Below are 24,694 nucleotides of genomic sequence, written 5' to 3' on the forward strand. Positions count from 1 at the left end.
TGATTTTGTTCTTAGTATTCAACAGCAACTTGGCAATAAAAAGTAATAGGGGTAACTCTCCGGCGACAGGATGCTCTTCCCGTGGTAAGCTTTGCAGCCCAACCAGCAAAGGGTGTAAAGGTGGAAGTGGTTCGTGTTCAGTGAGTTGGTTCGCTCACCATCAGCCCTCATGGTCGTTGGGTGAACCAAACAGCGAAAACAACGTAACGGTCAGCTTCCCTGCGACAGCGAGCACGTCTCGACAAGTCACGCTGTTTGGCTCGTTAGGTTGCTTCGGTTGACAGGCCAAACGCCCCGATAGGTCAGCTTTTAGTCTCATTTGCCACGTCTCGTCTGACTAGCCAACCGCTTTTGTAATGATAAGTCTAAAACTGATAGTAGTAAGAAGCAATAAGTCAGAAGAACTTGCCAAGTTTTATAGCCTTTTGGGGCTTCAATTCGACTATCATAGACATGGCAATTCACCGTATCACTATTCAGCCCAAGTTGACGAGGCCACTTTTGAGATTTACCCGTTACTGAAAAACCAATCTGAGCCAGATAAATCGTTGCGATTAGGCTTCAGTGTGAATGACTTTGAGGCAGTTATTCAAATACTCAAAAGCCAAAGTGTACAGTTTATTTCCGAGCCAGAAGCTACAGATTTTGGCTATTTGGCGGTAGTTGAGGATTTAGACGGCAGGCGGATAGAACTCTATAAAAAGGAATAGTAACTTTTCATCCTGCGCTGTCGTCCTTCGGGCGACAGGATGCTCGCCGGTTGGGAAGCCAGGCAACCAACCAAATGAGGGTGTAAAGGTTGACGCTCTGCTTGTTGTCTTGAGTAGCGTCATCATCCATCAACCCCTGTTGGCGTTGGGTGATGAACAAAAAGAGTGGCGTGTTTGCGGGCCTCGGTCGACAGGTCGCACGGCTCGAAAGGCAGGCTGTTTGGCTCGTCAGCTGGCTTTGGTTGACACGAGAATCGCCCCAGTTCGGTAAGTTTGAACTTGTATTTTTAGGTTCTAGCTTACGGATTGAACACTGTCAAGTTTCCTGTAACTTTATCGCATGGATGCAGGCGTTTATATGCCTATTATTTCCGATTACGGTTTTAAGGCCACTTTTGGTAACGAACGACAGTTTGTTTTTGTGTACCGCCTTGCAGGCACTCATAAAGTCGGACACCCCTATTCGGGAAGTTAGATTCGATAAAAACGTATTTGAGGCATTAACTATTGACAGCCGTAGCGGCATTTTTGATTTAGCCTGCACCGACGAAAACGGCAGTCAGTTTATCGTGGAAATGCAGTTGGGCTTAGCCCCGCATTTTGTGCAGCGGATGAAGTTTTACGCTTTACACAAGTTCAATACAGTGGTAGAGCGAGGTGAGTTTGACTATGCCAATCTGCCCAAGATCTACGCCATCGCCATTTTGGCGAAGAGTATTTTACCAACCGCGCATTTTCATACGGTGGCCAATTTACGGAGCGAACAAGGTGAAATCATCGATGAGCAGATGACGTTTATCACAGTAGAATTGGCTAAGTTTAATAAACAAGTTGCCGAGATTCAGACTGATTTAGAAAAACTGGTATATACCATGAAGACGCTTCACACAACCGAACCGACTCAATATCCGGCTTTCTGGAATGAGGAATGGCTTAAGCGGGCCATTGATGAGTTGGATACGCGGAAAATGACTCCAGAGGAACGAGCGTATTTTGCCCGTGTAACAGCAGCTACCGCTGAAGCAGTCAAGGCTGAGAAGCAAAAAATTCAGGAAGCCGAGGAACGTAGAGAAAATCTGGTGAAAAGCGAAACCGTTAGGAATGCACTCCAAATAGGTCTAACTGTTGAACAAGCAGCAAAATTGGCAAATGTGTCGGCTGAGTTTGTAGCTCAGATTCAGGCTCAATTATCTGTCAATTAGTATTCAGCGTCTCCTGTGACAGGCCGCACGTCCCTAAGTCGAAGCCGGGCAACCCAACCAAATGAGGTTGTAAAGATTGGCAGTGGTTTGTGTTCAGTAACGTAGCGTTCTCATCCATCAACCCTCATGGTCGTTGGGTGGCGGGTCAAAGTCGTGAGTGTTTGCCATCGTCTCGGCGACAAGCCGCACGTCTCGACGAGGTGACTTGTGAGTTCGTTTGCCAGCTTCGGTTGACAAAGGCCACGTCTGAAAGTTGAGGTTTTGTTCGTGGTTTGGAGTCGTGCACTCATCCATCAGCCCCCCGGGTCGTTGGGTGCGCCAGACAAGCAGTGAAAATACTCGTCTGCTAGCTTTCGGTCGACAGATTACACGGCTTACATAGATAGTTCTTGACTCATTAGGCAGGTTCCGTGTGACATAGAAACTCTCAGACAGGCCATATCATATGACAAATTAGTGAAGACAACTGTAAATAATGACAACTACCTTATTTCGACCTGTTAGTAAAAAAGAGTTGGACTTGATTGAACAGTCCAACTGGACAAAATTTCCACCTCGATTACTTGAACAGCCTATTTTCTATCCAGTCACTAATATCGAATACGCCCGACAAATAACAGTTGAATGGAACGTGCCAGCTTACGGCAACGGATACATAACCAAGTTTGACGTTGATAGTGAATATCTGAAAAAGTATACTATCGAAAACGTGGGAGGTCCTATTCATAATGAATTGTGGGTTCCCGCTGAAGAGCTTGAGGTGTTCAATAGCCACATAGTCGGTCCAATTGAAGTAATCGAATCTTACGAAAAATAGGCAAGAGCAAATCTCTCGTGACGGGATACTCGCCGTTTGGTAAGTTTGCTGCTCAACCAAACGAGGTTTTAAAGGTTGAAGTACGGTTTTAGTTCGGCACTCATTTGGAAATAATCTACGGTGGACTGCCATCTGACAACTTGCTAGTCGGCCGAAACAACATTTCCGTTTTGGCTAAATAGTAGTCCGGTTAGGCTAAATCACCATTGCGATTTGTTCCGAGTTTTGAGCCATGAAAGCATACTTATTATACGAAGCCGGAGAGGTCGATAAACTGGTTCTTGGCGAAACCCAGAGACCTACTTTAAAAAGTGGAGAAGTTTTAGTCAGAGTAAAAGCCATCGGTATAAATCCCGCTGATACCATTTATCGAAATTCACCCACATTTATTTCCCATATATTTGGCGAAGAGCGGCCCGTAATAATGGGTTGGGATATAGCTGGGGAGGTTGTCGCAAAGTCTGAGAATACAGCTGGATTTGAGGTAGGTGATGCCGTGTTTGCCCTTTTGCAAAATGCTCGCGGTTATGCTGAATTCGTGGCGGTCAATGTAGGGTTATTAGCTCATAAACCAGATAACATTACTTTTGAAGAAGCTGCTGCTGCTCCAATGGCTGGGTTGACAGCATGGCAACCACTGATTCACAGAATGAATATCAAAAGAGGCAACAAAATTCTTATACATGGGGCTGCAGGTGGTGTAGGGCATTATGCTGTGCAAATAGCCAATTATTTGGGTGCAGAAGTGATTGTAACATCTTCCGGTAAAAATCACGATTTTGTTATGGCTCTCGGTGCTGATAAACATATCGATTACCAAACTGAAAATTTCTGGGAAGTAATTAGCGATGTCGATTTTGTTTTTGATACTATCGGAGGAGAAACGTTGGAACATTCGATTGACGTAACCAAGCCAGGTGGTACAATTATTTCGATTATTCCTATGGCAGACGAGCGGCTAAAGCCCAAAGCGCAGGCAAAAAACGTAAAATTGTCCTTATGGGGATTGCAATTTAATGGAGAAGATCTTAGAGCATTTGCCGATTTAATGGCTAAGGGTATATTAAAATCCTACATTGCTAGAACGTGCCCTTTTACGGCAATGGCTGAAGCGCATATACAGGTAGAAACCCGTCGCACCACAGGGAAAATTGTCCTTACAGTTTAGCCAGATGATTCATCAAATAAAAACAATTGAACAATTTTATAAATTAAGAAATTTAGCACCACCAGCGCATCCACTAATTAGCGTTCTCGATATTTCCAATGCCCCAGTATATGAACAGATCGAATCAGGAAGTGTAGTCTTCGGTTTTTATGTACTCTCATTTAAAAGTGGTCGCACAGCAAATACGAAATATAGTCAGCTATCTGAAGATTCTGACAGGAGCGTTTTAGGCTTTCGAGCGCCAGGACAGGTAGTAAAGGTAGGACCCAATAAGGCTGTAACCTCTAGTGCATCAGGGTGGATGCTTTGCATTCATCCCGATTTCTTATGGCATACTCCGCTTGCAAGGAAAATCAGGAGCTATGATTTTTTTTATTATGATTTAAATGAAGCGCTGTTTTTATCTGACGAAGAACAAACCACAATAAACACGATTGTTGCAAATATCTCTTATGAGTTTCAAAAAAATACAGACGAATTTAGCCAAAATATTACAATTGCTTTAATTGATGTTTTGCTAGCTTATATTGAACGATTTTATCAGAGGCAATTTAATACGAATAAGGTTGCTAGCCATCAATTACTTGATAGATTAAACAACTTACTAAATAAGTATTTTGATAGCGAAAAGTTATCTAAATCAGGCTTGCCAAATGTTACAGCGGTCGCTGAGGAATTAAACATTTCTCCGCACTATTTAAGTGCAATGCTGAGATCAATAACGGGGAAAAATGCTCAACAGCATATTCACGAAAAACTTATTTCGAAGGCCAAAGAGTTATTATCTACGACGGATCTACCCGTTAGCGAAATCGCATATGCCCTGGGGTTTGAATACCTACAATCATTCAGCAAACTATTCAAAATAAAAACTCAGCTTTCACCTTTACAATTCAGGAAATCTTTCAACTGACAAACAAAAAACAGTGACTGACAAAAAGCCCTACTGGTAATATCGGTTTGGCGATAGGGTGGCCGAGGGAACTCATTCAACTGGTGTGTTACTGTTGAACTTTTGTATTAAATTGGGCTGACGTATTTTAGATTCCGCTATAACACTAAGCCGTTCAACGTTGGGGCAACATAATAGACCGTAAACAAGCGTACCAGGCAGATCAATAGCGTGCGGATTGCGTTCGCTGGCCGCATGTCTTAACAGGACAGCTTTTTTGGCTCGCCGGCCAGGCTTCGGTTGACACGAGAATTGCTCCGGTTAGGCAGGCTAAAAAAAGTGGGTCTATGTCCGTTTCCGCCGATAGACCAATTAATACAGAAACCCTTAAAAAACACTATTATGAAAACTAAGCTCTTATTCGTTTTATTAGTTCTTGGCACATGTTTTTCAACATTTGCGCAACAAACACACGCTCGTAAATCCGAAGCGGCTGTTGTCGAAAAAGGGTTGATTAAGGTATCTGTTTTGTACCCGTATGCAGAAGGTAAAACGTTCGATATGGAGTATTATGAAAAAAGCCATATGCCGTTTGTAGCAGGTTTGTTAGGGGCTAACTTAGTACGCTATACCATAGAAAAAGGTATTGCTAGTGGAATTCCCAACTCCCCATTGCCATTTATGGCGATTGGGAGTTTTTATGTTAAGAGCCTGACTGATTATCAGGCTGCTATCGCCCCTAATCGAGAGGCAATACGGGCAGATTTTCCAAAGTACACCAATATCACTCCTACTATACTGGTTAGTGAAGTAGTAAAGTGATTTTGAGCAACAGCACGCTGAGCACGTCTTGCTAGTGCGATTCGTGCCCGAGATGAAAAGTCGATAAACATAAATTGAGCGATAACAACGTAACTACAGTCTCAGATTTTTTTTAACGTAACTATTTAATATGCCACAAACCACATTGCGTCGTTACGCTGGCATGGCTATAAACGAAAGTTTTTATATTAGACAAGCACAAATACCTTCATAGCAACAGAATGCACAGTTCTTCGTATAGGCAATCAGACTCAGAACGTATTCGTGATTTATACCAGCGGCATGCCTTATTATGGAATGAGGAGCGAAATCGAAGCTTATTCGAAAAGGCGTGGCTGGATCGTTTTCTGAGTCTTATCCCGGCTGATGCTTCGGTTCTTGATCTTGGTTGCGGTATGGGAGAGCCTATTGCCAACTATTTAATTGAGCAAGGTTGTTCGGTTACAGGCGTAGATACCTCACATACGTTCATCGACCTATGTAAAAACCGCTTTCCCCAACAAAATTGGTTAGTTGCGGATATGCGGAATGTAGTTCTCGACAGGAAGTTTCAGGGGATTTTAGCCTGGGATAGTTTCTTTCATCTGAATCACGCAGACCAACGTCGGATGTTTCCGGTTTTTCGTAACTACGCGACCTCAGGTGCTGCCTTGCTGTTTACCAGTGGCCCTTCATACGGTGAGGCAATAGGCGAATATCAGGGTGAACCGCTTTATCATGCCAGTTTAGATGCTGCTGACTACCAAAACCTTCTTCAAGAACAAGGCTTTAGAGTAGTCGATCATATTGTGGAAGATCCAACCTGTGGGTATCGTACGGTTTGGCTGGCCAAATTGGACTAGTGTATGACCGTTTGAGACAGAAGCGATGAGGTGTCAAAAAGCGGGATTCGTAGCCTAATTGAACTTTTGTAAAAGTTACCTGGACTGCGTATCAGTACTTCTTCAATTTTACTTTCAGCAGTGCTTCATTACATTCTTAAAGTTGGCAATAGCTATACGTTACTAGCCGTCTACACACTTGTTCTGGTGGCATGCTTAATCTGGAATCGATTGGGTAGCAAAAGGTAATCATTAGATTGAAAGAAGTTCGTGCATAAATCAATCCGCTGGCATAGGATAGGCGTAGATAACCTATCATGCTGAACGTTAAACGCTATTTGGTTGCTTTAGGGTGTTTGATCCCGATGTTGGGTTTCGCCCAACGCATTGATAATACAGCATCGTTTCGGCAAATTGATAGGGATAAGTACTGCCGCTTTCACTACGACAACGACTATTTTACCGCCACGGACCACTACTATACACAGGGCTATAATATTGAAATCGTTAATCCGGCACTCCGAAAAAATCCACTGACAAAACTGCTCCTTAAATCCAGAGACAGTCAGGTTCAATATGGATTGGCGTTAGAACATTTCGGCTTTACGCCGACTACCCTAGGGAGTGATGCTATTTTAATGGGCGACCGTCCGTTTGCAGCTTGTATTCTGCTCAAAACATTCAGTATATCAACCGATACACTGCGCCGAGTCAGAATAGCGTCGTTATTGAGTACGGGTATAATAGGGCCGGTTGCGTTTGGGTACGAAATGCAGTCGGCCATTCACCGGCTCATAAACGGTGTTGAACCACATGGCTGGCAACATCAGATTCGCAACGATGCGATTGTGAATTATAGCCTCAATTACGAAAAACAACTCTATGCCTATCGTCATGCGCTGTCGGTAAGCGCCAATGCACAGGCTCAGGTGGGGACGTTTGTGGATCGGCTACAAACGGGATTTGTGGTGATGGCGGGTCGATTTGATTCGCCGTTTGGTATAACTGCCAACAGGTTGCCGTTGCAACTATATGTGTATGCACAGCCGCTGGTTAGCCTTGTTGCCTACGATGCTTCTTTGCAAGGTGGCTTGTTTAACCGAAGTAGTCCCTACGTGATTCCAACTGAACAAGTGTCGAGAACGACATTTCAGGCGAACTATGGAGTCGTATTGCGCTACAAAAAACTGTATCTGGAATATTATCAATCCCTACTTACCCGAGAGTTTGGTACCGGCATGCCACATCGTTGGGGAGGTATAAAAATTGGGTTCTCTGGTTAAGCCACTCATCATGGCGTAAAATAAATCTACATACATACGCTTTGGATAGATTAGGCATGTTGTCCTATCTTCGTTGGCAAATAAGCTCGATAAATGAAAGTTAGAAAAGCAGTGATTACCGCAGCCGCTCGCGGAGAACGATTATATCCAGTAGCTGACACGATACAGAAAGCCATGCTCCCGGTTATTGATACCGATGGATTGCATAAGCCCGTCATTCAGGCCATTGCCGAAGAGGCTTTTCTAAGCGGTATTGAGGAAATCTGCATTGTTTGTGCCCCTGGCGATGGTGAGCGCTATATTAATGCTTTTACCTCACTGCGCGACAACCTGGTTAAATCATACAAAAGTGTTGACTGGGCACGGGAAGAAGCCGAAAAAATTGATAATCTTATTAGCCGAATTCAGTTTACCGAGCAGCAGGAGCCGCTCGGTTATGGTCACGCCGTTTATTGTGCCAAAGACTTCGTCAACGATGAGCCTTTTCTACTTCTCCTGGGCGATTACCTGTACGTGTCGAACCTCACCAGCAAACGGTGTGCGGCTCAGCTCATCGAACTGGCGATGCAGGAGAACTGCTCTGTATCGGCGGTTAATCCCACCATTGAGCACCAGATTGGAAAGTACGGCACGATTACGGGCAAGCATGAGCCGGGGGTGAACGGGGTTTATCAAATTGAAAAACTTATTGAGAAACCCTCGTTGAGTCTGGCCGAACTCGAACTACAAACGCCCGGCTTACGCGTTGGTTACTATCTCTGTTTCTTCGGTATGCACGTATTGACACCCACCGTGTTTAGCCTTCTTGAGAAGCAACTGGCCCTGGGCAGCAAGAATACACCACTAACACCCGCCCTACAGGAGTTGGCTGATACCGAAAAATACCTGGCACTGGAGGTTAAGGGCAATCGCTATGACCTGAGCGGACGGCAGGGTTTGCTACGGGCACAAATGGCCCTTGGCTTAGCGGGCGTGGCCCACGACGAAATTCTGACGTCGATGGTCGAACTGCTGGCCGAAGCCAATACTCGAAAAGCGCAATTGATTCAGTAAGTAAATGGTCAATTGATAATGAATAATGGACAATGAATAAACCGTATTCATTATCCACCACTCATTATGCATTGTCCACTATTCATTATTCATTTACTTATCAATCAACATGAATGTTTTTATAGAAACGATTACGTCTGCCGATCCCGCTGTTCGTAACCGATCCTTTTTTGATATAAGCCGAAATTTATCTGCCAATACCTTATTAAAAGCGCTGCGTGAACTGGACGAATTCCGAAAGTCCACACCCAATCTCTACGATAAAGTCCGGGCGATTCTTTTCCTGTATGCTGGTTTCCGCTTTTTTCTGATGGAAACAAAGGAGATTCCGGCCATTGGAAAAATCCCCTACGCCGGTTTCGATGATTTGCTGGCTCGCCGATTTGAACAGGCTATTGCCACGTTTTTGCAGGATCTGGACAAACGAGGTCCCAATGCAACCCTGTTCAGCGGATTGGCTGATAGCTACCACCAGTTATCTTTCCAGACACTGGCCGATCAGGTTCGTAAGAGTGTTCGGTCTAGCAAAGGTAACCAGTGGATGTTCCGCGTAGGGCATCAGGCCGAGCATCCCATTCGGATTCACCCGAGTCTGCTTCAACGCTCAGATAACTCGCTCTTCTACCCGATTCTGCACGAGCAGACCTCCGTCCGGATGGACTTAACCCATAGCGGCTGGTCGGATATTTTTTTCCTCGGGATGGATTATCCCGAAGGCGCTCGTGTTATTAATATCTCCATTGATCTGGGCGTTTTTGGGCGCGACAAAGACATTCGACCGCCCCTACATTGCTACGTTCGGGTTATTTCAGAACCCGTTCTGCGCCTGACCAGCGTGGATTTAAATACGACCAAAGATGTACACGATCTCGCCGATCTGTTCAATTTTGGTAATGACTACATGAGTCTGGTTAAAGCCGGGGTTATTGCATCGGGCCTGATTCCCCCTTCGTTTGAAGGTACGAACCAATCGCTGGCCGAAATTCTGGCTCGTATTGTGGCGCCCGGTATGGGCATTGAACTCGTCACGAAAGTGAACGATATTCCCAAAGGCTCCCGGTTTGCCGTGTCGACCAACTTGTTAGGTTCGATTATTAGTCTGCTGATGCGGGCTACGAGCCAAACGAAAAATCTGGAAGGTGGCTTACAGGAAAGCGAACGTCGTTTAGTAGCCTCGCGGGCGATTCTGGGCGAATGGATTGGTGGTTCGGGTGGTGGCTGGCAGGATTCGGGTGGCGTCTGGCCGGGTATTAAAGCCATTCAGGGAACATTTGCGCAAGAGGGTGACCCCGAATTTGGCATCAGTCGTGGCACGCTGCTACCTCGTCACCGGGTGTTACAGGGCGAAGAGATTCATCCTGATATTCAGGAGAAAATCATGAACTCACTGGTGTTGATGCACGGTGGTATGGCTTCTAACGTTGGCCCAATTCTGGAAATGGTAACCGAAAAGTACTTGCTCCGGGGCAACAATGAATGGAATGCCCGCCAGCAAACGAACCAGATTTTCGACAATATCCTGGCCGCTATTAAGGAGGGCGATATTAAGAAACTGGGCCAAAATACAGCTCGAAACTGGGAAGGCCCCATCAAAACAATTATTCCCTGGGCCTCGACTTATTTCACGGAGCAGATCATTGCCAAAGCGAAAAAACAACTTGGCGACGATTACTATGGCTTCCTGATGCTGGGAGGCATGTCGGGTGGTGGTATGGGTATGTTTGTTAATCCGGCTCATTACGAAGAGTACAAAATGAAGGTACTGGAGATGCTTCGAAAAACGAAAAACGAACTCTCCGATTCCCTGCCTTTTGCAATGGAGCCCGTAGTCTACAACTGGAGTATCAATAACAAAGGCACCTGGGCCACGCTTCAGGAAGGCAATCAGGCACTTATGCCGGAGCAATACTACGGTATTCAGGTGTCGGAGCTGGTCCGGAAAGATCCCGGTTCGATTTCGTACGTGCGTCGGGCCGAGATCGATTACTTCACCACCTATTGCGATCAGAATAACCTGGCGTATCCACTACTGCGCACCATTGTCAGTAACTTATTCAAGGTTTCTGACCCTACTTCGCAAGGAAATCGGAGTGCTGAAAATGAAAAAGCCGACCGGGTTAAGAAGGAGAATGGCTTCGATTATATTCAGCATAATGAAATTCGCGAAGAGCTGCAAAAAGGACGTATCGGTCTATCCCGCAATCGATTGTCAGCCGAAACTGCCATTGACGATGTGTTGCCCGGAGATCTTGTTTCGCTAGAATCATTGGCTGCCGCTGCTCAAACGGGTGAAGCTGCCATCCGATCGGGCAAAGCGGCCATCCTGAGTCTAGCTGCGGGTGTAGGCAGTCGCTGGACTAAAGGAGCTGGTGTGATCAAGGCTATCAACCCATTTGTGGAGATTGATGGCGTGCATCGGAGTTTTCTGGAAATTCATTTAGCCAAAACCCGGAAAGTAGCCGAACGATATGAGGCCGCTATTCCGCACCTCGTAGCGACCAGTTATCTGACTCATGAGCCCATCCGAAAAAAGCTGAGCCTGACCAATAATTTTGGTTATCAGGGGCCAACCTTCCTGTCGCCGGGGCGATCCATTGGGCAGCGCTTTGTACCGATGGAGCGGGACTTACGCTTCTTGTGGGAAGATATGCCCCAGGAAACGCTTGATGAGAACAAGCAAAAAGTTCGCGATGCGGTGCGTCAGTCAATGATTGCCTGGGCGAAGTCGAAAGGGGAGGGCAGCGATTATGTCGATAATATTGCTGCTCAGCGCTTTTCTCCCCTCGGTCACTGGTACGAAGTATCGAACCTGTTGCGCAATGGTACGCTGGCAGCGTTACTGGCTCAATACCCACAGGTCGAAACAATTATGTTGCATAACATCGATACACTCGGTGCTGATGTAGACCCGGCCGTATTGGGTTATCACCTCGAATCGGGAAATGCGCTCACGTTTGAGGTTGTGCCCCGTCGGATTGAAGATCGTGGGGGTGGACTGGCGCGCGTAAATGGCCAGCTTCGCCTGTTAGAAGGGTTAGCGCAACCCCGTGAAGAGGATGAATTGAACCTAAGCTATTACAGCACCAATACAACCTGGATTCAGATTGATCCGTTGTTAAAACTGTTCGGCCTCACGCGCGCCGACCTACAAAAGGGCGATGAAGCGCAACTGGCTAAAGCCGTACGTAGTGTGGCGCACCGGATTCCGACCTATGTGACAATCAAAGATGTAAAATATCGCTGGGGCCACGGTCAGGAAGACATTTATCCGGTAGCACAAATCGAAAAACTCTGGAGCGACATGTCGGCGCTGGCTGATGTAAAATGCGGCTATATTGAAGTTCCCCGCTTCCGGGGCCAGCAAATGAAAGACCCCGCTCAACTGGATTCCTGGGTTACCGATGGTAGCAAAGATTATGTAGCGTCTTTATGCGTCTTTGCTGAATCGGCTGGGGCTCAATAAATAAACTCTTAACGAATGCACGAAGGCCACTTGCTATTGAGCAAGTGGCCTTTTTTATAAATAGCCCAATGGCCAAGAAGTTATTAATAAAGTAACGGGCTTGTAGCCCGCTCCGGGGGGCCTATAAAAAAGATAAGGTTCCCTGAACGCTGCAGAGAACCCTATACTGACTATTCCTAAACCCTTAACCTTTTCTACATGAAAAACTAACTTTTACTCTTTTCTGTTCCAAATACCGAATTAATTCGGTATTTGTTTCAATTTACTGAATGTCAGCAGCTTGGCTGATGGATTGATTCGCGTCCCAAAGGAAGTTGATCATCCGGGCTGTATAACCAGCCTGATTCATCCAGTGACCAGCAGCTGCATCTTTTTGCTTAGCCAGTCTATTATTTACTTGAACAGCCGCTTCGTTAAACTTGGCTCGGTCGGCAGGGCTGATGTTCAGCAATGCAGCCGGGTTTTGGTTGTACAACGAGACAACGCTCATAAAGTTTTGCCAGTTGGTAGTATTTACAAACTTGGCAACGTTTTGTTCAACATACGAAGCAAAAAGCTTCTGTGAACCATTGACAAGCATAGTACTTGCCGGCTTGTTGGCTGCCGGGCTATCATCAGTATTGGTGGTGGTAGCCGCGGTTGCCTGAGATGTTGCTAATCCTAATCCAAGAATCAGTGATGCAAAGATAACACGCGTTTTCATTGTTTTGTTCTATTTGGTTTCGATTAATGAACGCACAAATGTCTGTAGAAATTCCTAAACTGCAAACGCCCATATAGGGCGTTTGCGAAATATTATTCCGAATTTAATGCTGATTTTGAGGTATTTTTTTTATAATAATGATTTTAATTCCTTTGATTCGGAATAATATATTGTATTAACTATGCTTTATATCTATAAAATATGCCTTCGTAAAATTATAAAATTCTTTAAAAAGTTATATCATTGGTTGTAATTATTCATGGCGGCCTGTATTCCAATAGTACAAAAAGTGATGGCTGCGTTGCCTGCACGATCTAAATAGTCTGGCAATTGAATCAATTCATCCTCGGGAAACTGCCCCAAGACGAAATCAACTTGCCTGCCTTTTGAAAAATTATTGCCAATTCCTACCCGAAGTCGGGCATATTCCTGTGTGCCCAAGACCTCATCAATATTCTTAAGTCCATTATGTCCACCCGGTGATCCTTTGGGCTTCAGGCGTAGCTTTCCAAAGGGCAAATCTTTATCATCGGTGATAATCAGGATATTTTCAACAGGAATATTCTCCTGCTTCATATAATACTGCACCGCCCGCCCGCTGAGGTTCATATAGGTAGTGGGCTTTATGAAAAAAAGCTGCTTCCCTTTGTGCTGCCATTTGGCGGTATAGGCCAAACGGGTCATCGAGAAGGTAAAACCATGTTGCGCGGCCAGTCGATCCAGAACCATAAAGCCAGCATTGTGGCGGGTAAGCGCGTACTCTGGGCCAATGTTGCCCAATCCAACAATCAAAAATTTCATAACAGATCAATTCAATAAAGTTACCGATTCACGGTAGGTGGTTTGGGTGCCATCCGGGAATTGACAATCCAGCCGGTAGCCATAGATACCACTGGAGGCCAACTGGCCATTTACAAAGCCATCCCATAAGGGCTCACCACTTAAGAGTACAAAATTAGCACGATTATAAATGACTGCCCCCCAACGATCATAAACTGTAAATCGGGCAATGACCAGTGAGGAAAACGTAAAGTAAGCGGCAAGGGCATCGTTCTGATTGTCATGATTGGGCGAGAAAGCCGCTGGCAAATGAACGAGATTAGCGCAATCGACCGCTATTTGAACGGGTTGCGTGATCACACAGTTTTGATCATCGCGAATCGTTAAAATGTAAACTCCGCCGGTCAAGCCCGAAAATGCGGTCGAGGATTGGAATTGCTGCCCATCGAGCGAATATTGCTCTACTCCAGCAACACGCGCAGTGGTAATCAAAATAGCGCCACTCTTTTGGCCACAGGCCGCGTCAGACGTATTAACAGCGACTCGCTGCGGTCCCGTACTAGCTGCTACACTCATTGATTGGCTAAGGGTACAATTTTCGCTATCTCGCGCCACAAGAGTATAGCTTCCCGGCGGTAGGCCTGTAAAAGTCGGACTGTCCTGAAATTTAGTATTGTCGATACTAAATTGAACGGGGCTACTATTTCCCGCAATTTTCATAGACAGCTGTCCATTTGCCTGACCGCAGGAGGTATGAACTTCGGTAGCATCCAGAATAACCATCGGTTTATACGAAGGTAAACTCAGCGCACTATTGACTTCACAACCATTCGCATCGCGTACGCGAAGGGTGTACGTACCACCCGGCAGCTTCGTAAAAAGCGAACTGGACTGAAACGAACCCCCGTAATTAATAGAATAGGTTAGGGGAGCTTTGCCACCCGTGGCCAAAACAGTCACCTCGCCATTCGCTGTTTCGCAGTGAGGAGGGGTGCTTTTCAGACTTGTAATAGTTGGCGGAGTGTCGGCCGTGAGGGTGACAGATTGGGAAGCCTGGCAGCCAGCAGCGTCTTTGGCAACAGCCGTATAAGAGCCAGGGCCGAGACTGGTAAATATAGGATTCGGTTGAAACGCACTTCCATTTAAACTATACTGCCAACCAGTTGATCCAGTCGCAACAACTTCGATAGATCCATTGGTTTTGTCGCAACCCGTGTTGCTGAGAGTTACCTTAAGGGCTGGCTCAACAACCTCAACCGTAATGGGAATTGGTGGGCTTTCGTTTTGATAGAGCGTTTGCGTGATATAGAACGTAGTCGTCTTTGTAATTTGGGGGCTGTACGTATTGCCTCTTGCCAGTAGATTGGTGCCCGACGAAGAGGAATACCACCGAATATCTTTACCTGTAACGACTAAATTAACCGGGCTTCCTTTGCAAACCGGGCTTCCCGATTTCAGGACAACTCGGTAGAGTTCAACTTTGCCGCTCTCTACGTTAAAGCAAGTACTTCCATTCACGATGTTCTCGTAGGTGCCAATCAGGCTTTCATCGACAGGGTTGTAATTGAGTGTGCCCCGCCAGTAACAAATACCGCGTACGGCGGTGCTGCCATTTTTATCTGATTCGTTGAACGTAACGGTCGAGCCGGATATACTCCCGTTTGCATAAATCCCAACACCAAACGGTAAAGTTGGGTTAGACGATTGCGCGGTGCCGCTTAAGGTGTTATTCGTTTGGGTAAGCGTCAGTGCATAATTGTAGATGGATTGAGCAGGGTTGCCAGGATAGGTTACACCTAGCCAGAAACCTGCCACGTTAGATTGCGCCTTGCTGTCGGCAAGAACCAGCCCGAACACCAGTAAGAGGCCAATGGTAATGTTTCGGTTCATAACAGCGGTGTTTAGGCGAGACACCTAATGTATGGTCTACTAATGTAGCAACAATTGGGAATATGTCGGATTTATAACTAGCGACTATTTAGACTTCCTTCCTATTTTTACTTCATGAACCAACAACGCCTGATTTTATCGAGTCCGCTACTCGAAATTGTGATTAGCCGACTTGCCCAGCAATTAATTGAAACCCACCAGGATTTTGCCGATACTGTTATTCTGGGTATGCAGCCACGAGGTATTTATTTTGCCGAGCGAGTGGCACGGGAACTGAATCGAGCGCTAGGACACACGGTGCCATTGGGCTATTTAGATGCTACGTTTTATCGGGACGATTTTCGTCGTAGAGATTCCCCATTGCGGCCTAATACAACCCATGTTCCGTTTATTATTGAAAACAAACGGGTCATTCTTATTGATGATGTGCTGGCAACGGGCCGGATGGTTCGAGCTGCTCTCGATGCCATGACTGCCTTTGGACGCCCGAGAAAAGTTGAACTACTGGTGTTGATCGATCGGCGGTATAACCGTGATCTTCCCATTAAGCCAGACTATACGGGCAAGCGGGTGAATACGCTTGAGTCACAACAAGTACTGGTTGAATGGACCGAGCAAGGGGCTGATGCTGACCGTATCTGGCTAGTTGGTTAGTGGCAGAATAGGGTTAGTTAAAAGGCAAGATTGGACTGTTAGAATTACTTAGCTAACTATTCATTTTTTATGGGTATATTTACCTGTTAGGGTATAAGGAACAGTTGATCTCAATATTTTGACAATTAAGGACTTATTTGCGAGAATTGAGTCTCTTTTTAGGATTCGGATTTGGTAAGTTTTTTGTAATTTAGCCGACCGTAATTTCTATGAAGACACTTTTATATCAAACACTGCTAGCTTTTTTTTGCTTGACCCTAGTCAGCTTTAGCAGTACAGTAAAAGCCCAGACTGATTTCACCGTCACTGGGCTGGTTACAGATGCTCAAACAGGTGAGCCAATTCCCTTTGCCAGCGTCGCCCTCGTGGGCCGTAGAAGTGGTACATTGACCGACGAAAAAGGACGCTATACCCTCAAGGTTAAAGTTTTGTCGGATTCGCTGGCCGTTAGCTCAATGGGCTATAAAGCGCTGCGTCAGGCTATCGACCCAGAGCGGCCAAGTCAGGCGGTGGATTTCAAGCTGGCATCGGCGGGAAATGCCTTACAGGAGGTAACGGTAAAGGCTGGCGAAAACCCCGCCTGGCGTGTACTTCGGCAGGTGCGTAAAAACCGATCCATCAACGACCGAAAACGACTGGCTGCTTACGAATATGACAGCTATGTTAAAACCGATATTGCCCTCAGTCATGTAACCGACAGGATGCGGAAGAATCCACTCATCAAGCGCATTAACGAAGCGATGAGCAAACAGGATTCGATTGTTGACGATGAAGGCCATCGGCTATTACCCTTGTTGGCTTCGGAGTCGGTATCCCGTTATTATTATCGAACCAGTCCCGACCGTAAACGCGAAGATATTCGTAAAACGCGAATCAAAGGGGTGGCGGTGGACGACGCTGGGCTTAGCTCGCAGTTACTGGGGGGCACTAATCTGGTTAGTCAGAACTTCTACGACAACTACATTCCTATTCTGGGGAAAGATTTTGCCTCGCCCATTGGCGATAACTGGCGGAACTGGTACGAGTTCTTTCTGGCCGACACGACCCAGATTGGCGATCATATCTGTTACGAAATTCAGTTCGATCCCAAACGAAAAGAAGATCTTGCCTTTATCGGGAAAGCCTGGATTGATACAACTTCATTTGCTCTCTGCCAGATTGAAGCTAAAATCGGTCAGGGTGCTAACCTGAACTATGTTCGTTCCCTCACCATTGAGCAGGAGCTAGAATCAACGCTCGATTCTACCGCATCGGTATCGGGTACGGCGGGTTGGTTGCCCGTTAGCATCCGCCTTATGGCAAACCTAACGGGAGTGGGTAAACAATCGCTGGGACTTCGGGCTCAGGTGACCTTGCGAAACACCAATATAACGGTTAACCGACCTCGACCGTCGGGCTTTTATGAACAGCCTATTGAACCAAGTGATACGGTAGCTACTCAGAACGATGCTTACTGGAATAGCGTACAGAAAAATATGGCTGGGGCCGACTCCTTAAATAAAGAGGACCAGAAGACGCGTCAGATCATTGAGAAATTAAGGGCCGTACCAGCCGTGAAGATGGCCGAAGCAGTAGGGCAGGTAGCTGTTACCGGTTTTTATAAAGTGGGTGGGTTTGATATAGGGCCCTATCCTTACTTGTTTGCCGTGAATAGTGTCGAGGGTTTACGGACACGAATCGGGTTTCGGACCAACGAACAGTTTAGCCGCAACTGGATACTTCGTGGGTATGCTGCTTACGGTACACTGGATAATAAATTCAAGTACGGTGGTGAAATCGATTACCTATTCTCGAGGCAGCATTGGACTGTTTTGGGTGTTCGGATCGCTAATGATCTGGAACGCCTTGGATTAACGCCCGAACTGATTGGGGGTAACCGGATTTTCTACGCATTTAGCCGTTTTGGTCGGTACCGAGGTGGTTATCAGAGCTATCAGAAAGAAGTTTTCTTTAAAACAGAACCCGTTAAAGGAATCCTGCTGACAGCTATGTTAGGCAGCCGGACGTTTGATCCGCTGTTCCCATTTCATTATCGGAAGAACCCCGAACTAGGCGATCAGTCGCCGTTACAGTCGGATATTAACGACGCTTACTGGTCAATTGAAGCTCGACTGGCCCGAAAGGAAAAATACCTGATGGACGGTAACGAACGGATTACACTCGGTACAAAACGGGCCCCTATCCTGACCATTCGGTACACGCGTGGACTAAAATCACTGGGTAGCGATTTTAATTATAATCGGATTACCCTACGGGCGCAACAGACGTTGCGTCTTGGCCCACTCGGACGGATGACCTATCTGCTATCAGCAGGCTATACTCCAGACGTAATGCCGGCTCCCATGCTGTTCCCGCACATTGGTAATCCAACGCCTTTGCTGACAACCAATACGTTCAACCGGATGCAGTTCTATGAATTTGTCAGCGACCGCTTTGTGGCTATGCATGTTCAACACCGCTTTGAAGGATTGTTGTTCAACCGTATACCCGGAATACGGAAACTGAACTGGCGATTAATTGCCAATTTCGATGCGCTCTGGGGAAGTTTGTCGCAAGAGAACCGAGCCGTTTCGAGCGCTAAACCATTACCCGATGGCGTAAGGCCTATCTACTTCGGAGCGCTCGATCCTAAAAAGCCGTATATGGAAGTGGGTTATGGCATCGATAATATCTTCAAATTGATTCGGATTCAGGCTATTCACCGACTGGATTATCTGGAGGACGGCCCTAATGGTATTCCATTCAATTCGTTTGCGCTAAAGGCGTCGGCAACAATTAGTTTTTAAGGATGATTTAAAAGGTTTAAGTAGTTTTAGTGTTACTATATTTGGTGTTGCCACATTCTAATAAATAGATTTGTGGGACTCATCCATATTAATACACCTTTATTTTAAAGCCGTTTTCTGTGAATCGCATCAGTCCCCACCTATCTGTAATAATCATTATAGTTTTTTGTTTAGTTGCCCGAGTAACTTATTCCCAAATTATAACGACCATCGTTTCTGGTACCAATATAGGCGATGGTGGCCCAGCTCTTAGTGCTGGTTTCTGTAGTCCCACAGCTATTGGGTTCGATAAGAATGGGAACTCGTTCATTGTAGACACGGACGACTATCGGGTTCGGAAAATAGATGCAAATGGGATTATTACGACACTGGCAGGAACCGGAGGAGGAGGTTTTAGTGGAGATAATAATCCGGCTACGACTGCTACTTTCACGCAACCTGCCGGGGTAGCCGTTGATGCCGCTGGGCGAGTTTATATAGCTGATGTTCAGAATAATCGTGTTCGGCGAATAGACCTAAATGGGATTATTACCACTGTTGTCGGAAACGGTGCATATGGTTTTAGTGGTGATGGAGGGCCAGCTGTAAACGCTAGTTTAGGCTATCCTGCAAATTTGACAATAGATAAGGCTGATAATCTCTATATTATTGATATAAACAATAACTGTGTTCGTAAGATAGGAGTTGATGGCATTATTAATACCGTAGCTGGTAATGCTACGCCGGGTTTTAGTGGCGATGGTGGATTAGCTACTAAGGCTCAACTATATCATCCTACTGCTATTGCTGTAGATAATATCGGTAATCTGTACATCGCCGATTCGTACAACAAGCGTATTCGCAAAGTCGATGTCAATGGAATTATTACGACTATAGCGGGTAATGGAGACTACCAATTCAATGGCGATGGCGGTCAGGCGCTAAACACGTCATTATACTTCCCTGTTGATGTGGCTGTCGATGCTGGTGGAGCTGTCTATATATCGCAGCAAGATGGGCGTGTTCGGAAAATTAACACAGATGGTATCATATGGGCTGTTGCCGGAAACGGTACCAATGGTTTTAGTGGCGATGGTGGCTTGGCTGTGAATGCATTAATTGGCTCTGCTTCTGGAGTTGATATAGATGCTTCTGGAAACATTTATATAGCAGATCAGAATAACTATCGGATACGTCGTATCACCAGCGATGGAGTTATTAATACTATAGCAGGCGGTTTTACGGGCGATGGTGGTAATGCTACCAATGCGTTCTTTCGGAAGTTTCTCTTTAAGACCCCTTCTAATCTCAGTGTTGACCCCAAGGGAAATGTGTATGTTGTTGATCGATTTGGTAATCGAATACGCAAGGTTAGTCCTGATGGTATTATTACTACTGTTGCCGGAACGGGCGTCAATGGATACAACGGTGATGGTGGGCCCGCGATACAAGCTGACCTGAAACATCCACGTGGTATTGGATTTGATTCAACAGGTAATTTTTATGTGGTAGATCAGTACGATACACGTATCCGTAAAATCGCTACCAATGGCATTATTACTACCATCGCTGGTAATGGAACGCCAAGTTTCATTGAAAATAGGCCATATGGTTCAAGTGCTGACATTTATAATCCTAGTGGAATGGCTGTCTCAAAAGCCGGAACAGTTTATGTTCCTACCAGCAAATGCATCCTGAAAATTACACCTAATGGGATCATCTCTATTGTGGCCGGTACAACAGCTAGTACCGGATATAGTGGCGACGGAGGACTGGCAATCAATGCACAACTAAATAACCCTACCAGTGTCAGCTTGGATAAAAATGAAAATCTTTATATCGCTGACTTTTCCAATTATCGAGTCAGAAAGGTTGACGCCAATGGTATTATTACAACAGTAGTTGGTAATGGCTTGTATGGTTATGGTGATGAAAACATCCTGGCTACGAATACGCCAATGAGCGGACCTTGGGAAGTGGCATTTGATGCAAAAGGAGTTATGTATATCTCAGAACCAGGATATTCACGCGTTCGTAAAGTTGCTACTAATGGGATTATTACAACAGCGGCTGGCGTTGGCGTCACTGGTTATAGTGGCGATGGGGGATTGGCGATAAATGCTAATTTGTCGCGTCCCAACGGTATCAGTGTTGATGCCGCTGGTAATTTATACATTGCTGATACCGATAACAGACGCGTTCGGAAAATTACGTATCCTATTTCACCCGTCTTAACAGCAACTACTTCAGCAAATTGCTCAATAACATCTGTTACGCTTACGGCCCAACCGTCAGGAGAAGGTTTTGCTTATCAATTTGGTCCTGGTGCTGTTCAGATTGGGACAACGAATCAAGCTGTTGTTAATACATCCGGGCTTTATTCTGTAACTGTAACTACACCCGTTTTCGGGTCTCCTGCTGGTTCGACCACTATAAGCGTGTTTGTAGGCGATATCTACACAGTTAAAGCTGGCAATTGGAATGATGCAACTATATGGTCATGTGGAGCCGTTCCAACGGCCAGTCAAAAGGTTCGGATCCTGCATCCGGTTAATCTACTATTAAACTATCAAGCTGAGGCCCAGACTGTAGAATACCAAATGGAGGGTAGTCTGAATATAGCTATGGGAGCTCAGTTACTACTTGCCCCTTGATAAAAATAGGTATCTGCCAAAGAACTGATTTTCAGCGATTCGTTTAGAAAATAGTACAGCAGGCCTTCTTGTTTGGCAGTGCATAATATAACGCGTGATATACTTTATACAAACAAGCCGTAGATGCGATAACTTTCTGCATCTACGGCTTGTTCTGCTAGAAACCAGTATCGTTATGTCACTTGTTGCTCCGGCCACTATTCAGAAAGTAGTTGGCGAAAACCTGACCGAAGTTCCTGATCTGCTGGCGGTTGAAGAGCCGCTCGAAATTCGACTAGGATTTGGACCAATTGACGATCGCCAACAGAAATCCGTTTCGGTTACCATGCGGACGCCCGGCCATGACCAAGAGCTGGCGATGGGTTTTCTATTTACCGAAGGAATTATTCATCAGCCCTCCGACATTGTTTCGTGCCGACATTGTGTGCAGGATTCGGAAAAGGAAGGGAATGTTTTGCGGGTTGAACTTAAGCCCGACGTGGTTGTTGACTGGTCCCGTTTAGAGCGCAATACCTTTACATCGTCGAGTTGCGGGTTGTGTGGGAAAACCACGATTGATGCTGTCAGAGCACTGACTCTCGGCCCAATGTCGTCTGATTTCGCTGTTGAATCGTCCATCATTCATTCCTTGGCCGACCGGATTCGGGAAGCCCAGCTGGCGTTTGCCTACACAGGTGGTATTCACGCGGCTGCCTTATTTAACGCCGAGGGAAAGCTGTTGTTAGTCCGGGAAGATATCGGCCGACACAATGCATTGGATAAACTGATTGGAGCTGCTTTCTGGCAAAACTGGCTGCCACTTACTCAGTTCGGCATTTTTCTGAGTGGGCGAGTGGGAGTGGAACTAGTACAAAAAAGCTGGATGGCGGGTGTGCCGTTGCTTGCGGCCGTGGGTGCGCCATCCAGCCTGGCTATGCAAATGGCGCAGGACGCCCAAATGACACTAGCTGGATTTGTTCGTAACGAACGATTTAACCTATATAGCGAGCCAGGGCGGGTTCGGATAACTCAACTGGCTTAGAAACTACCGGAGCAGGTACACGTATCGTAAGAGCGCCCGGTCGAATATGGGCCTTTACCGTAGTTGTGCGGCCCCGATATTCACCATCAACCTGAAAATAGGCTTTACGCCCTGTTTCAATTGTGACCGATGTGGCGGGAAAAATCTCGATTTGCTTCGGATCGAAGGGCTGGAATCGCCAGAATAATTTCAGGATTTCGCCAAACGATAAGCGCCGGAAAACAATCACTTCGAATTTGCCGTCCGATACATCGCCATCTGGGTTAATAACAGCCCCAGTGCCATACATGCGGGCGTTGGCCAGCACCACCATAAATGCAGCTCTGTGTACGCACTCATCATCAACGGTAATGGACACCTTCATGAGCCGATGTTTGCGCAGTACCTTTATAACACTTTGTAAATAGCCGAGTTTACCGCGCAGATTATTCCGCTGATAATATTTAACTAACTGAGCATTCAGACCGATATCGCCCAGATGCAGGCAACTTTCTCCGTCATTCACCGAAATAACATCTATTTTCTTGGACATACCGTTGACTAGTGTATCCAGGCTACCATGTACATCGGTGAGAATACCCAATTCGCGAGCCATACCATTTGCCGATCCTACAGGCAAAATCCCGAGCGAAATAGAGGTGCCAAGCAGGTGTTCTGCCACCTGTTTAATAGTGCCATCGCCCCCAGCTGCTACAACGCAGTCGGGTTTATACTTTTCAATTTGTTGCGGAATTGTCTCATCGTCGGTTTTACCATCCAGGTAAAACTGGTGAACGGTATGTGGCGAATCGGCGAAGTAGTCTCGGATACCTGTTTCCCAAACCGTTTTATCGGTTCCACCCGAAACTGGATTAATTGCGAATAAAAAGGTCAACTTATGAGCGTTTTAGAAGTTATAAATAACAGGTATTGACTGAACACAATGGAGACGTTACAACTGCCTTTTACTCATAACCAAAATAAAGACCCGAAGGATAGTATAAAACATCATTTTTTTTCATGGCTACGTCTGGTAGATCGGCCAGCTGTGAAAGTATACCGGGGCTTTGGCAATGGAAAAACGCTGATTGTTCATGGTAGTATGCTTCGGCGGAGTGCTTTACCCAGAACGAAATATCGAACGAGTATCTGGTTAAATCTTCTGGGTCTGATTCGGTTGTTTTTGGTTCGCCCGTACCCACACGCGACTATGCGAATATACGCGGGTGGACAAACGGTAGATGTACAGACCGATCTGGATGGGTATTTTCGGGCTGAAGTTTCGGTGGCTCAGCCGCTGCCGCCGGGCTGGCATGTGGTCCAGGTGCAGTGTATTACTCAAGATGGCAGAAAGGAAAGCGTAGTGGCTGAAGGCGAAGGAACTATATTGATTCCGTACCCGGCAAAGTTTGCCTGTATATCTGATATCGACGATACATTTCTGGTGTCGCATTCGGCAACCTTATTGAAACGATTACGCGTCTTGCTCACCCGGAATGCACACACGCGTCAGCCATTTGAGGGGGTCGTTGCGCATTATCAGTTGCTGGCCAAAGCCAACCGGGAAGACGGGGCAACAAACCCATTTTTCTATGTATCGAGCAGCGAATGGAATCTGTACGATTACATTGTAGAGTTTTCGAAGAAGAACGGGCTACCGAAAGGTGTATATCTGTTAAGTCCGTTGAAACAACTGTCCGAAGTTCTGAAAACGGGACAGGGGAAGCACATGACCAAGTTTATGCGGATTGTCCGTATTCTGGAAGCTTATCCGGAACAGAGCTTTATTTTATTGGGCGATGATACGCAGGAAGATCCGACAATTTATGAGTCGGTAGTCATGCATTTTCCGAGTCGGATTCGCTGTGTTTATATTCGGCAGGTTTATCATAAAAATCAGCCGAAAACGCGTGAAATTTTGAGTCAGATCGAAGCAATGGGTGTTCCTTATTGCTACTTTGCACACAGCGCCGAAGCCCGACAGCATTCCGTAGAAAGTGGATTAACCGCCTTATAA

At 46.0% G+C, this 24,694-nt stretch carries 19 protein-coding genes; 15 read left to right on the top strand and 4 right to left on the bottom strand.

The window, feature by feature from the left end:
- The first annotated feature begins 356 nt into the window (after positions 1–356).
- The 10 genes from ACYVGR_RS22280 (at position 357) to ACYVGR_RS22325 (ending at position 12,231) form a co-directional block, all read left to right on the top strand.
- Positions 357–710, top strand: coding sequence for a VOC family protein (locus ACYVGR_RS22280; RefSeq protein WP_460960824.1), 354 nt, complete (start codon positions 357–359; stop codon positions 708–710).
- 395 nt (positions 711–1,105) lie between these two features.
- Positions 1,106–1,912 carry an Rpn family recombination-promoting nuclease/putative transposase gene (locus ACYVGR_RS22285; RefSeq protein WP_460960826.1) on the top strand — a complete coding sequence of 269 codons (807 nt, stop codon included), beginning with the start codon at positions 1,106–1,108 and terminating at the stop codon, positions 1,910–1,912.
- A gap of 475 nt (positions 1,913–2,387) precedes the next feature.
- The gene (locus ACYVGR_RS22290; protein ID WP_460960828.1) at positions 2,388–2,729 is read left to right on the top strand and encodes a hypothetical protein; all 342 of its coding nucleotides are present in this window, start codon (positions 2,388–2,390) and stop codon (positions 2,727–2,729) included.
- Between the two features lie 232 nt (positions 2,730–2,961).
- Complete coding sequence (locus tag ACYVGR_RS22295) at positions 2,962–3,897, top strand: NADP-dependent oxidoreductase (protein WP_460960830.1); 936 nt, start codon at positions 2,962–2,964, stop codon at positions 3,895–3,897.
- A 4-nt stretch (positions 3,898–3,901) separates the two neighbouring features.
- On the top strand, positions 3,902–4,810 hold the full coding sequence (locus ACYVGR_RS22300) for a helix-turn-helix domain-containing protein (RefSeq protein ID WP_460960833.1): 909 nt from the start codon (positions 3,902–3,904) through the stop codon (positions 4,808–4,810).
- Positions 4,811–5,191: 381 nt separating this feature from the next.
- Positions 5,192–5,611, top strand: a complete 420-nt coding sequence (locus ACYVGR_RS22305; RefSeq protein ID WP_460960835.1) for an EthD family reductase — start codon at positions 5,192–5,194, stop codon at positions 5,609–5,611.
- Positions 5,612–5,832: 221 nt separating this feature from the next.
- Positions 5,833–6,453 carry a class I SAM-dependent methyltransferase gene (locus tag ACYVGR_RS22310; protein WP_460960837.1) on the top strand — a complete coding sequence of 207 codons (621 nt, stop codon included), beginning with the start codon at positions 5,833–5,835 and terminating at the stop codon, positions 6,451–6,453.
- Between the two features lie 296 nt (positions 6,454–6,749).
- Positions 6,750–7,715, top strand: coding sequence for a lipid A deacylase LpxR family protein (locus tag ACYVGR_RS22315; RefSeq protein WP_460960839.1), 966 nt, complete (start codon positions 6,750–6,752; stop codon positions 7,713–7,715).
- A gap of 93 nt (positions 7,716–7,808) precedes the next feature.
- Positions 7,809–8,768, top strand: coding sequence for a UTP--glucose-1-phosphate uridylyltransferase (locus ACYVGR_RS22320; protein ID WP_460960841.1), 960 nt, complete (start codon positions 7,809–7,811; stop codon positions 8,766–8,768).
- 109 nt (positions 8,769–8,877) lie between these two features.
- Positions 8,878–12,231 (top strand): UTP--glucose-1-phosphate uridylyltransferase, encoded by a 3,354-nt coding sequence (locus ACYVGR_RS22325; RefSeq protein ID WP_460960843.1) that lies wholly within the window; start codon positions 8,878–8,880, stop codon positions 12,229–12,231.
- 262 nt (positions 12,232–12,493) lie between these two features.
- Here the strand turns inward: ACYVGR_RS22325 and ACYVGR_RS22330 are convergent, their stop codons facing one another.
- From ACYVGR_RS22330 to ACYVGR_RS22340, 3 genes are all read right to left on the bottom strand, one after another.
- A complete protein-coding gene (locus tag ACYVGR_RS22330) occupies positions 12,494–12,934 on the bottom strand; it encodes a hypothetical protein (protein ID WP_460960845.1) in 441 nt (146 codons plus the stop codon).
- Positions 12,935–13,174: 240 nt separating this feature from the next.
- Positions 13,175–13,735: an aminoacyl-tRNA hydrolase gene (gene pth, locus ACYVGR_RS22335; protein WP_460960847.1), complete on the bottom strand. Its 561-nt coding sequence runs from the start codon at positions 13,733–13,735 to the stop codon at positions 13,175–13,177.
- Between the two features lie 6 nt (positions 13,736–13,741).
- Positions 13,742–15,604: a T9SS type B sorting domain-containing protein gene (locus ACYVGR_RS22340; RefSeq protein ID WP_460960849.1), complete on the bottom strand. Its 1,863-nt coding sequence runs from the start codon at positions 15,602–15,604 to the stop codon at positions 13,742–13,744.
- A 114-nt stretch (positions 15,605–15,718) separates the two neighbouring features.
- Between ACYVGR_RS22340 and pyrR the strand changes: the two genes are divergently transcribed.
- The 4 genes from pyrR (at position 15,719) to fdhD (ending at position 22,698) form a co-directional block, all read left to right on the top strand.
- Complete coding sequence (gene pyrR / locus ACYVGR_RS22345; RefSeq protein WP_460960851.1) at positions 15,719–16,258, top strand: bifunctional pyr operon transcriptional regulator/uracil phosphoribosyltransferase PyrR; 540 nt, start codon at positions 15,719–15,721, stop codon at positions 16,256–16,258.
- A 209-nt stretch (positions 16,259–16,467) separates the two neighbouring features.
- Positions 16,468–19,044 (top strand): DUF5686 and carboxypeptidase-like regulatory domain-containing protein, encoded by a 2,577-nt coding sequence (locus ACYVGR_RS22350; protein WP_460960853.1) that lies wholly within the window; start codon positions 16,468–16,470, stop codon positions 19,042–19,044.
- Positions 19,045–19,163: 119 nt separating this feature from the next.
- Positions 19,164–21,677: an NHL repeat-containing protein gene (locus tag ACYVGR_RS22355; protein WP_460960855.1), complete on the top strand. Its 2,514-nt coding sequence runs from the start codon at positions 19,164–19,166 to the stop codon at positions 21,675–21,677.
- 175 nt (positions 21,678–21,852) lie between these two features.
- Positions 21,853–22,698 carry a formate dehydrogenase accessory sulfurtransferase FdhD gene (gene fdhD / locus ACYVGR_RS22360; RefSeq protein ID WP_460960857.1) on the top strand — a complete coding sequence of 282 codons (846 nt, stop codon included), beginning with the start codon at positions 21,853–21,855 and terminating at the stop codon, positions 22,696–22,698.
- On the opposite strand, the gene ACYVGR_RS22365 is transcribed toward fdhD, so the two are convergent.
- Positions 22,649–23,572: a diacylglycerol/lipid kinase family protein gene (locus ACYVGR_RS22365; protein WP_460960859.1), complete on the bottom strand. Its 924-nt coding sequence runs from the start codon at positions 23,570–23,572 to the stop codon at positions 22,649–22,651. The genes fdhD and ACYVGR_RS22365 overlap by 50 nt on opposite strands.
- Positions 23,573–23,620: 48 nt before the next feature.
- Here ACYVGR_RS22365 and ACYVGR_RS22370 point away from each other — a divergent pair, with 48 nt between their 5' ends.
- A complete protein-coding gene (locus ACYVGR_RS22370; RefSeq protein WP_460960861.1) occupies positions 23,621–24,694 on the top strand; it encodes an App1 family protein in 1,074 nt (357 codons plus the stop codon).

Source organism: Spirosoma litoris, assembly GCF_054776755.1.

What these genes read in the sequence shown, in the direction of transcription:
- ACYVGR_RS22280 (WP_460960824.1), top strand. Translation starts at nt 357, where the DNA reads ATGATAAGTCTAAAACTGATAGTAGTAAGAAGCAATAAGTCAGAAGAA.
- ACYVGR_RS22290 (WP_460960828.1), top strand. Translation starts at nt 2,388, where the DNA reads ATGACAACTACCTTATTTCGACCTGTTAGTAAAAAAGAGTTGGACTTG.
- ACYVGR_RS22295 (WP_460960830.1), top strand. Translation starts at nt 2,962, where the DNA reads ATGAAAGCATACTTATTATACGAAGCCGGAGAGGTCGATAAACTGGTT.
- ACYVGR_RS22300 (WP_460960833.1), top strand. Translation starts at nt 3,902, where the DNA reads ATGATTCATCAAATAAAAACAATTGAACAATTTTATAAATTAAGAAAT.
- ACYVGR_RS22305 (WP_460960835.1), top strand. Translation starts at nt 5,192, where the DNA reads ATGAAAACTAAGCTCTTATTCGTTTTATTAGTTCTTGGCACATGTTTT.
- ACYVGR_RS22310 (WP_460960837.1), top strand. Translation starts at nt 5,833, where the DNA reads ATGCACAGTTCTTCGTATAGGCAATCAGACTCAGAACGTATTCGTGAT.
- ACYVGR_RS22315 (WP_460960839.1), top strand. Translation starts at nt 6,750, where the DNA reads ATGCTGAACGTTAAACGCTATTTGGTTGCTTTAGGGTGTTTGATCCCG.
- ACYVGR_RS22320 (WP_460960841.1), top strand. Translation starts at nt 7,809, where the DNA reads ATGAAAGTTAGAAAAGCAGTGATTACCGCAGCCGCTCGCGGAGAACGA.
- ACYVGR_RS22325 (WP_460960843.1), top strand. Translation starts at nt 8,878, where the DNA reads ATGAATGTTTTTATAGAAACGATTACGTCTGCCGATCCCGCTGTTCGT.
- ACYVGR_RS22330 (WP_460960845.1), bottom strand. Translation starts at nt 12,934, where the DNA reads ATGAAAACGCGTGTTATCTTTGCATCACTGATTCTTGGATTAGGATTA.
- pth (WP_460960847.1), bottom strand. Translation starts at nt 13,735, where the DNA reads ATGAAATTTTTGATTGTTGGATTGGGCAACATTGGCCCAGAGTACGCG.
- ACYVGR_RS22340 (WP_460960849.1), bottom strand. Translation starts at nt 15,604, where the DNA reads ATGAACCGAAACATTACCATTGGCCTCTTACTGGTGTTCGGGCTGGTT.
- pyrR (WP_460960851.1), top strand. Translation starts at nt 15,719, where the DNA reads ATGAACCAACAACGCCTGATTTTATCGAGTCCGCTACTCGAAATTGTG.
- ACYVGR_RS22350 (WP_460960853.1), top strand. Translation starts at nt 16,468, where the DNA reads ATGAAGACACTTTTATATCAAACACTGCTAGCTTTTTTTTGCTTGACC.
- fdhD (WP_460960857.1), top strand. Translation starts at nt 21,853, where the DNA reads ATGTCACTTGTTGCTCCGGCCACTATTCAGAAAGTAGTTGGCGAAAAC.
- ACYVGR_RS22370 (WP_460960861.1), top strand. Translation starts at nt 23,621, where the DNA reads ATGGAGACGTTACAACTGCCTTTTACTCATAACCAAAATAAAGACCCG.